The sequence below is a fragment of the Pantoea sp. S62 genome, from assembly GCF_016658625.1.
GTDB lineage: Bacteria > Pseudomonadota > Gammaproteobacteria > Enterobacterales > Enterobacteriaceae > Pantoea > Pantoea vagans.
Genome location: NZ_JACVVI010000059.1, coordinates 1 through 385, shown reverse-complemented (window position 1 = coordinate 385; position 385 = coordinate 1). Strand labels below are relative to the sequence as shown.

Below are 385 nucleotides of genomic sequence, written 5' to 3'. Positions count from 1 at the left end.
GCGTACCGATATGTGCGCCTGAAGCGGGTCTTTAATACTTCCGCCGGTTTCTCCCTTCACGTCATGCTGAGCCTTTACGTCGCATGACGGCCAGTCCTGCGTAAATGATGAAGCGGCTGCGGCATGGCCGGCAGCCAGCAGCAGAAACCCTAACGTCAGCGTTCTCATTGCCTGTGTCCCTTAAAGTGATTATTCACGCGCAGAATTATAGACCAGCCGCTGTCAGCTACGGTTCCGGACCACTGTGAACCATCCCTGTATCCCGGATATCTTCTCCTGTGTGCTGAGACTTATTTCAGTGCCACCTCCTCTACCCGGAGCATCCTGTCCGCGTGCGTGATGCGCACCGGCGTGTGCTCAAAGCCGAATTTTGTTGTTAACGTAC

At 54.8% G+C, this 385-nt stretch carries 1 pseudogene; it reads right to left on the bottom strand.

The features are described 5' to 3' along the window. Positions 1–290: 290 nt before the first annotated feature. Positions 291–385: pseudogene (locus IBT54_RS25325) on the bottom strand (type-F conjugative transfer system protein TraW); the annotation flags it as partial.